Here is a 9,054-nt window from a genome sequence, read left to right as displayed (position 1 = left end):
GTGGCGGGCCCGACGCCCCCGTCCCCGCAGGCGACCTTGTTTCTGTGGGTCTTCGAGGCCGCCGGGGGGTGCGGGCCGCGGGGGTGGGGGGCCGCGGGTGCGGGGGGCCCCCCCCGGGGCTCCGCCCCGGACCCCGCTCCTCAAACTCCCCCAGAGGGGGGACCCCCAAGGGGCTGGTTTTGTGGCCACCCACGTCCGGGTGATCCTTCCCCAGAGCCGTAAGACGACCTCCGCCGCAGCACTACACTGCCGTACTACATACGCGTCAGGCCCACAGCGTCGTGCGTCTCCACGCGGCCAAGCACCCCTCCACCGCATGCGGCCGTCGGGACGGCCGTCCGCATTGGACATGTGAGGACTCACGTGAGCTCGAACCCCGTCGTACTCATTGCTGAAGAGCTGTCGCCCGCCACCGTCGACGCGTTGGGGCCGGACTTCGAAATCCGGCATTGCAACGGAGCAGACCGAGCCGAACTGCTCCCCGCCATCGCCGACGTCGACGCGATCCTGATCCGCTCGGCCACGAAGGTGGACGCCGAGGCGATCGCCGCCGCGAGCAAACTGAAGGTCGTCGCACGAGCCGGCGTCGGCCTGGACAACGTCGACGTCTCCGCCGCCACCAAGGCCGGCGTGATGGTCGTCAACGCCCCCACCTCGAACATCGTGACCGCCGCCGAGCTGGCCTGCGGTCTGATCCTCGCCACCGCCCGCAACATCCCGCAGGCGAACGCCGCGCTGAAGAACGGCGAGTGGAAGCGCAGCAAGTACACCGGCGTCGAGCTGGCCGAGAAGACCCTCGGTGTGGTCGGCCTCGGCCGCATCGGCGCGCTCGTCGCCCAGCGCATGTCGGCGTTCGGGATGAAGGTCGTCGCCTACGACCCCTATGTGCAGCCCGCGCGGGCCGCGCAGATGGGCGTCAAGGTGCTGTCGCTGGACGAGCTGCTCGCGGTCTCCGACTTCATCACCGTCCACCTGCCCAAGACCCCCGAGACCCTCGGTCTGATCGGCGACGAGGCGCTGCGCAAGGTCAAGCCGAGCGTGCGCATCGTCAACGCCGCGCGCGGCGGGATCGTCGACGAGGAGGCGCTGTACTCCGCCCTCAAGGAGGGCCGGGTCGCCGGTGCCGGTCTCGACGTGTACGCGAAGGAGCCCTGCACGGACTCGCCGCTGTTCGAGTTCGACCAGGTCGTCTCCACCCCGCACCTCGGTGCCTCCACCGACGAGGCACAGGAGAAGGCCGGTATCGCCGTCGCCCGCTCGGTGCGCCTCGCGCTCGCCGGTGAGCTGGTCCCGGACGCGGTGAACGTCCAGGGCGGCGTCATCGCCGAGGACGTCAAGCCGGGCCTGCCGCTCGCCGAGCGCCTCGGCCGGATCTTCACGGCGCTCGCCGGTGAGGTCGCTGTCCGCCTCGACGTCGAGGTGTACGGCGAGATCACCCAGCACGATGTGAAGGTGCTGGAGCTCAGCGCCCTCAAGGGTGTCTTCGAGGACGTCGTCGACGAGACGGTGTCGTACGTCAACGCCCCGCTGTTCGCCCAGGAGCGCGGCGTCGAGGTGCGGCTGACCACCAGCTCGGAGTCCCCCGACCACCGCAACGTCGTCACCGTGCGCGGCACGCTCGGCAGCGGCGAGGAGGTCTCGGTCTCCGGCACGCTGGCCGGTCCCAAGCACCTGCAGAAGATCGTCGCGGTCGGCGACTACGACGTCGACCTCGCGCTCGCCGACCACATGGTGGTGCTGCGCTACGAGGACCGGCCGGGTGTCGTCGGCACCGTCGGCCGCATCTTCGGCGAAGCCGGCATCAACATCGCCGGCATGCAGGTGTCGCGAGCCGTCGCCGGTGGCGAGGCGCTGGCCGTCCTGACGGTCGACGACACGGTGCCCTCCGGGGTGCTGGCCGAGGTCGAGGCGGAGATCGGGGCGACGTCCGCTCGCGCGGTGAACCTGGCCTGAGGTTGTCCTCAAACGCCGGACGGGCTGAGGGAACTCGGCTCGGCCGGCGTTTTGCCGTGCCGACGCGTCCGGCGCAGAGCCAGGGGAGTCAGGCACGCGGCCCCGGCCAGCAGTACCGTTCCCGCGATCGCCGCCCCCTGCATGCTGTGGGTGAACGCCTCGCGGGCCGTGGTGGCCAGGCCCGGGAACCGGTCGGCGACCGCCAGCGCACCGCCCAGCGTCTCGCGGGCCGCGTCCGGCGCCGAGGCCGGGATCTCGTGGCGGTAGACGGCCGTACCGATGGACCCGAGCAGGGCCATGCCGAGGGCGCCGCCGAACTCCGCGCCGGTCTCCATGAGTGAGGAGGCGGCGCCCGCCCGTTCCACCGGGGCCGCGCTCAGCGCGAGGTCCGCGATCTGGACCGTGACGAGGGTGACGCCGGAGGCGAGGACACCGCACGCGGTCAGGAGCAGCCACATGGAGTCCGTTCCGGTCAGGGCCAGCAGGACGTAGCCGCAGGCGGCGATCGCGAAGCCGGCGGTGACGACGTGCACGCGGCTCAGGCCCCTGTGCACCAGCTGGGTCGACAGGGGTGCCGCGAGGCCGATCGGCACCGAGGGGAGCAGGGCCCACATGGCCGCTTCCAGGGCGCTCTTGTCGAGGACCGACTGGATGTACTGGGTGGTGAAGTACGCCGAGCCCATCATCGCGAACATGGTGATCAGGTAGAGCGTGAGGGCCGGTGCGAAGCCGGGGCGGCGGAACAGGTCCGGGGAGATCATCGGCGCGGCGGTCGTGCGCTGGCGGTGGACGAAGAGCGCGGCGAAGAGCAGGCCGACGGTGATCGACACGACGTAGCGGACGTTCCAGCCCTCCGAGGGGATCTCCTTGAGGCCGTAGACCACGGGCAGCACCGCGGCCATGGACAGCGGGATGCTGGGCCAGTCGAAGCGGCCGGGCTCGGGGTTCTTCGCCTCGGGGAGCAGGACCGGGCCGAGGACCAGCAGCAGGGCCATCGCGGGCAGGTTGACCAGGAAGACCGAGCCCCACCAGAAGAACTCGACCAGTACGCCGCTCAGCACCGAGCCGAGCGCGACGCCGGCCGTCATCACGCCGGACCACAGGGCGATCGCCTTCGTCCGCTGCGCCGGGTCGGTGAACAGCGTGCGGACCAGCGCCATCGTGGACGGCATCAGGGTCGCGCCGCCGATGCCGAGGACCGCGCGGGCCACGATCAGCATCTCGGCGCTGTCAGCGTACGCCGCGGCCAGTGAGGCGGCCCCGAAAGCGGCCGCGCCGATCAGGAGCAGCTTGCGCCGGCCGATGCGGTCGCCGAGCGAGCCCATCGTCATCAGCAGGCCGGCCAGGACGAAGGCGTAGATGTCGAAGATCCACAGCTGCTGGGTGCCGGTCGGCTCCAGGTCCGCGCTGATCGCCGGGATGGCGAAGTAGAGGACCGAGACGTCCATCGACACCAGCAGCAGCGGCAGCATCAGCACGCCGAGCGCCGTCCATTCGCGGCGGCCGGCACGGGTGGGTGGAGTCGTGTTCGTTGTCATGCCGGGGAATGTACACACGTCTTAAACGCTTGTCTATGACGCTTGTATAGGACGGCCGTATGGATCCGGAGTAACGTGGGCGTCATGGGACACCGTGAGGATCTGCTCGAAGGCGCCAAGCGCTGCCTGCTGGCGAAGGGATTCGTGCGCACGACCGCGCGCGACATCGTCAAGGAGTCGGGGACGAACCTGGCGTCGATCGGCTATCACTACGGCTCGAAGGACGCGTTGCTGGCGGAGGCCTATCTCGCGCTGGTCGGGGAGCTCTCCGACGCCTTCGACGGCGACGGGGCTGTCGAGAGCGCGACCGCGCCCGGCTCCGTCGAGCGCTTCCAGGAAGTGTGGTCGAACATCATCGGCACCATGCGGGGGCCCGGTTCGATGTGGCGGCTCAGCGTGGAGATCGTGGCCATGGGGGATCAGCTGCCCGCCGTGCGCGACCATCTGGCGGCGCAGCAGCGGGACGCCGAGCGCGCTCTCGTGGCGCTGTTCATGGGGGTGCCGGAGGACGAGATCCCCGACAAGACCCTGGACACGCTCGGCAGGTTCTACACGACCCTGATGACGGGCCTCATCGCACAGTGGACCTTCGACCCCGAGCGCGCGCCCGACGCCGACGCGCTCACTGAGGGACTGCGTCAGGTGATGGAAGGCGCCACTCGGACGTGATGCGGCCGTCCCGCATCTCCACGACCCGGTCCGCGAAGTGCCGTACGACCGCCCGGTCATGGCAGATGAACAGGTAGCCGAGGCCGAGGTCGTCCTGGAGGTCGGCGAGCAGGTTCAGCACGCCGGCGCGGACCGAGGGGTCCAGGGCCGACACCGGCTCGTCGAGGATCAGCAGGCGCGGGTCGGAGGCCAACGCGCGGGCGATTCCGGCGCGTTGGCACTGGCCGCCGGAGAGTTCGTGCGGGTGGCGGTCGCCGTATGAGGCGTCGAGGCCGACCCGGTCGAGGAGTTCGGCGACGCGGGCGGGGCCGTCCGTGGGGGTCCAGCGGCCGTGGATCTTCAGGGGCTCGGCGATGGCGTCGCGGATGCGGTGGCGGGGGCTCAGGGAGCCGTACGGGTCCTGGAAGACCGGCTGCATCCGGGGGCGGAGAGGGCGCAGTTCGCGGTCTGTCAGGCGCGTCAACTCCCGTCCCTCGAAGTGCACTTCACCGCCGTCCGGGCGGCGCAGCTGGAGCACGGCCAGCGCGGTGGACGACTTGCCGCAGCCGGAAGGGCCGTTCAGGGCGAGGGTCTCGCCCGCCTCCAGCGCGAAGGACAGGTGGTCCACCGCCGTGACCGTGCCATAGCGGACGACCAGGTCGCGGACGTCAAGAAGAGGCACGGTGCGTCTCCTGGAGCAGGTCGGGGACGTCGGCCCAGCGGTGGCAGGCGATCAGCCGTCCCTCCACCTGCTGGGGCTCCGGTTCCGTCTCGTGACACGCGTCCGCCGCGAGCGAGCAGCGCGGCGCGAAGGCGCAGCCGGGCGGGAGGGCGCCCGGAGCGGGCGGGGTGCCCGGGAGGGCGGGAAGACGGCGACGCCTGGGTCCGCCGTCCGGGAGCGAGGCCAGCAGGCCCGCCGTGTACGGCGCCCGGGGACGCGCCAACACCTCGTCCGCCGGGCCGAGTTCGGTGACGCGCCCGGCGTACATCACCAGCACGCGGTCGGCGTGCTCCCGTACGACGTCCATGTCGTGCGTCACCAGCACCAGCGCCGCCCCGACCGCCTCGCGCTGCTCGGCGAGCACCCGGAGTACCTGGTCCCGGTGCTCCTCGTCGAGCGCGGTGGTCGGCTCGTCGGCGACGACGATGTCCGGTTCGTTGACCGTGGCCATCGCGATGACCGCGCGCTGACGCATGCCGCCGGAGTACTCGTGCGGATACGCCCGCGCCTTGCGCGCCGCATCCGGGATCCCCACCCGGTCGAGCGCCGCCACCGCCCGCGCCCGGGCCTCCTGGCGGGAGACGCGGGCCACTGACCGTACGGCGGCGGCGAGTTGGTCGCCCACCGGGTGCACGGGGGAGAGGGCGGAGAGGGCGTCCTGCGGGACGAGCGCGATACGGCGTCCCCGCTGGGACGTGAGGTCGGGCCGGATCGTGCCGCTCGTCGTCGCCTCCGCCGGCAGCATGCCCAGCAGCGCCCGCGCCGTCAGCGACTTGCCCACGCCCGACTCGCCCACCACGGCGAGGACTTCACGCGGGCGCACCTCGAAGGACACCCCGCGCACGGCTTCCACCCCGTCGAAGGCGATCCGCAGATCACGCACCGACAACAGCACGTCCGACTCCATCGGAGGCCTCCTTCCCAACGCCGGGCACACGGGTCGCCCGCTTCACGCGGGTGACCTGCCTTCCTTGCGCATACGACGCTCCCGACACCGCGAGCCCCGCCAGCACGGCCAGCGCCACGGCGGGCGCGAGGGCGGCCCACGGCGCCCGTTCCACATAGGCGCGCGACTCGTCGAGCAGCAGACCCCACTCGGGTGCCGGCGGCTGTGCGCCCAGGCCCAGGAAGCCCAGCGAGGCCAGTGCGAGGGCCATGCCGGGCAGCCGCAGCAGGGCGTGCCGGGCGACCGGCGCGGCCACGGACGGCAGCACATGCCGGGTCAGGATCCACCACGGCGTCGCCCCGATGGCCCGCTGCGCGGTGAGGAACGCCGACGCGCGCACCTCCTGCACCAGCGCCGCCGCATGGGCGGCCAACGGCGGCCAGGAGATCAGCGCGACCGCGAAGGCCGCACCGCCGGTGCCGGGCCCGGCGGCAGCCGCGACCAGGATTCCGACGATCACCGGCGGCAGCGCGTTCGCGATGTCCGACGCGCCCGCCGCGACGCCCGGCAGGAAGCCGAGGGCCAGCGCGAGCAGCAGGCTGGCCAGGCATACGGCGGCCGCCGTGCCGACCGTCGGAGCGGCGCCGTGCCCGAGCCGGGCCAGTACGTCACGGCCGAGTCCGTCGGTGCCGAGCGGGTGCGCCCAGGAGGGCGAGGCCAGCCGGGCGGCGGTGTTCACGGCGTACGGATCGCGCAGCAGACCCCAGCCGATGGCCACGGCCAGGACCGTGAACAGCGTCATCGGGATGGCCGGATGGGTACGGACCGGCCGGACCGGCGGCAGGGACAGCTCGGCGTCACGCAGCGCGGGCCCCAGCAGCCGCCGCCGCAACAGAGCCGCGACGGCACCCGTCACCAGCCCCAGCGCCAGCAGGGCCAGCACCGCCCCCTGGAGCAGCGGCAGATCCTGCGACTTGGCGGCCCCGAGCGCCGTACGCCCGATGCCCGGCACGGCGAACACCGTCTCCACCGCGACCGCGCCCCCGGTCAGACCGACGGCGGCCATCCCGAACTGCGGTACCAGCGGCGGCAGTACACGCCGCAGCGCCGCCGCCGAGATGCGCGCCCTGCTCACCCCGGCGCCCCGCCACAGCTCCACCCACCGCTCGTCCAGCACGGCGGGCAGCGCGTCCGCGACCAGCCGGCCGAGGACGCCGCCCGCCGGGACGCCGAGCGCGAGCGCGGGCAGGACCATGTACTGCGGCCCCTGCCAGCCCGAGGTCGGCAGCCAGCCCAGCCACACCCCGCAGACCAGCAACGCCACGGTGGCCAGCAGGAATTCGGGTACGGCGGCCAGCATCGCGGCCCCCGCCCCGGCCGACCCCCGCCCCCGTACCAGCACCGGCGCGACCAGCACGCAGGCCAGCACCACCGCGAAACCGAAGGCCGCGCCCATCAGCCCCAGCGACACCTGGAGCCCGGCGGTCACCGACGGCAGGACCTCGGTGCCGGACACCCACGACAGGCCGAGGTCCCCGCGCACCAGATCGGAGGCCCAACTCCCCAGCAGTGAAAGGGGACCGGCGTCCAGACCGAGATCCTGTCGTACGGCGTCCAGCGCCTCCTTCGTCGGCTCCTGCTCGGCGGAGCGCGCCCGCAGCACCGTCAGCGCGGGGTCCCTGCCGGAGAGCCAGGGCAGCAGTCCTACGGCGGCCAGGACCGCGACGAGACAGAGAACCCGGGTCACCCCAGCGGCGGTCGGCCTCACTTGACGTACGTGTCCGCCGTGACCAGCTCACGCTCGCGCGGGTCGTGCGCGGCGTCGACGACACCGGTGGCGTCGCCCTGGATCACGCGCTCGTGGAGCATCGGGACGGCGGCGTCGGTGGCCAGCACGGCGGCCTCGCCCGCGATGACGGCCTTGCGGCGCGCGTCGCCCACCGCGGTCTCGCCCGCGCTCTTCAGCGCCTTGTCCACGGAGTCGTCCGCGAGCTGGGAGATGTTGAAGGAGCCGTCGGAGGCGAAGTCGCTGTAGAGGTACGCGGTCGGGTCGCCGGAGTCGAGGACGGTGGCCCGGGACAGGATGAACGCGTCGAACTCGCCCGCCAGCGCGTCGGATTCGATGTTGGCGTACTCCCGGACGTCCAGCTTCACCTTGAAGCCGGCCTTCTGGAGCTGCTGTTGCAGGGTGGCGGCGACCTCGGGCAGTTCGGCGCGGTCGGTGAAGGTGCCGATGGTGATGGTCTGGCCGCTGGCCTTCTTCGCCGCCGCCCGCTTCACCTCGGTGCGCAGGCCGGCGGCCCACGGCAGCGCGGGTCCGAGCAGCCCCTCGGCGACATCGGCGCGGTCCTCGTACACGCCCTTCACGATCGACTCGGCGTCGATGGCCTCGCGGGCGGCGGCCCGCAGGGAGGCGTCCTTGAAGACGCCCTTCTCGGTGTTGAGGTAGAGCGTGTTGGTCCGCGGCATCGGGACCTCGGTGATCAGCTCTTCGTCCAGCAGCGCGGCCTGCGACACCGGGACGGCCTCGACGATGTCGGCCTCGCCGCTGCGCAGGGCGGCGGCGCGGGCGGTGCCGTCCGGCACGAACTTCACGTCGATACCGGGGGCCTTGGCCTTCTTGCCCCAGTAGTCGTCATAGCGATCGAGGGAGGCGGACACGGTGCCGTTGACCTTCGTCAGCTCGAAGGGGCCGGTGCCCGCGCCGAGGGGACTGACCGTCTTTCCGGTGTACGCCTTCGCGGCGAGGATCGACAGCTGGGGCGAGCTGAGCCGCTGCGGGACGAGAGGGTCCTCGTCGGCGGTGGTGACCGTGACGGTGCCGGAGCCCTGTGCCTTCAGGGTCAGCTCGACGCCGTCGAGGATGCGGGGCTTGGGGGAGGCGGCGGCCGCAGCGGTGAGCGACCGCACGACGGCCTCGGCGTCCAGCGCGGTTCCGTCGTGGAAGGTGACGCCGTCGCGTATCTCGAAGGTCCACGTCCGTCCGGACTGCCGCCACTTGGTGGCCAGCGCGGGTTCGGCGTCGCCCTCCGCGTCCAGCTTCACCAGCGTCTCCGCTGTCGACCAGCGCGACAGCTTGAAGGCGTCGTCGGAGAGCGGGGAGAGACCTGAGCGCGGCGGCTGCATATGGGCGACGCGGATGCGCTTGCCGTCGTCCCCGGCGGAGGACCCCGAGCCCGAGAAACAACCGGTGAGCAGCACGGAGGCGGCAGAGACCGCGGTGAGGGAGAGCAAGCGGGCAGGGACGCGCACGGGGACACTCCGAGTAAAGGGGTGGTCAAAGGTTGAGCGTGCGACGACCGTAGCAT

General features: G+C 72.3%; 7 protein-coding genes. 2 read left to right on the top strand and 5 right to left on the bottom strand.

The genetic code is table 11. From position 1 onward, the window contains the following. Positions 1 to 363: 363 nt before the first annotated feature. Complete coding sequence (gene serA, locus AB0I98_RS35945; protein WP_362949250.1) at positions 364 to 1,953, top strand: phosphoglycerate dehydrogenase; 1,590 nt, start codon at positions 364 to 366, stop codon at positions 1,951 to 1,953. Between the two features lie 8 nt (positions 1,954 to 1,961). Here the strand turns inward: serA and AB0I98_RS35940 are convergent, their stop codons facing one another. After that, positions 1,962 to 3,491 (bottom strand): MFS transporter, encoded by a 1,530-nt coding sequence (locus tag AB0I98_RS35940; protein WP_362949249.1) that lies wholly within the window; start codon positions 3,489 to 3,491, stop codon positions 1,962 to 1,964. An 84-nt stretch (positions 3,492 to 3,575) separates the two neighbouring features. Here AB0I98_RS35940 and AB0I98_RS35935 point away from each other — a divergent pair, with 84 nt between their 5' ends. Continuing rightward, the gene (locus AB0I98_RS35935; protein WP_362949248.1) at positions 3,576 to 4,160 is read left to right on the top strand and encodes a TetR/AcrR family transcriptional regulator; all 585 of its coding nucleotides are present in this window, start codon (positions 3,576 to 3,578) and stop codon (positions 4,158 to 4,160) included. Here the strand turns inward: AB0I98_RS35935 and AB0I98_RS35930 are convergent. The 4 genes from AB0I98_RS35930 to AB0I98_RS35915 are packed head-to-tail and all read right to left on the bottom strand — an operon-like array spanning position 4,114 to position 8,998. Next, positions 4,114 to 4,821 (bottom strand): dipeptide/oligopeptide/nickel ABC transporter ATP-binding protein, encoded by a 708-nt coding sequence (locus tag AB0I98_RS35930; protein ID WP_362949246.1) that lies wholly within the window; start codon positions 4,819 to 4,821, stop codon positions 4,114 to 4,116. The genes AB0I98_RS35935 and AB0I98_RS35930 overlap by 47 nt on opposite strands. After that, positions 4,808 to 5,767: an ABC transporter ATP-binding protein gene (locus AB0I98_RS35925; RefSeq protein WP_362949244.1), complete on the bottom strand. Its 960-nt coding sequence runs from the start codon at positions 5,765 to 5,767 to the stop codon at positions 4,808 to 4,810. The genes AB0I98_RS35930 and AB0I98_RS35925 overlap by 14 nt, the downstream gene beginning before the upstream one ends. Next, entirely contained in the window at positions 5,736 to 7,514 is a 1,779-nt protein-coding gene (locus AB0I98_RS35920) for an ABC transporter permease subunit (RefSeq protein ID WP_362949243.1), read from the bottom strand. The genes AB0I98_RS35925 and AB0I98_RS35920 overlap by 32 nt, the downstream gene beginning before the upstream one ends. Continuing rightward, entirely contained in the window at positions 7,511 to 8,998 is a 1,488-nt protein-coding gene (locus tag AB0I98_RS35915) for an ABC transporter substrate-binding protein (RefSeq protein WP_362949241.1), read from the bottom strand. The genes AB0I98_RS35920 and AB0I98_RS35915 overlap by 4 nt, the downstream gene beginning before the upstream one ends. Positions 8,999 to 9,054 lie beyond the last annotated feature (56 nt).

The organism is Streptomyces sp. NPDC050211, assembly GCF_040656035.1.
Lineage (GTDB): Bacteria > Actinomycetota > Actinomycetes > Streptomycetales > Streptomycetaceae > Streptomyces.
This window is presented reverse-complemented; position numbering and strand designations above follow the sequence as displayed.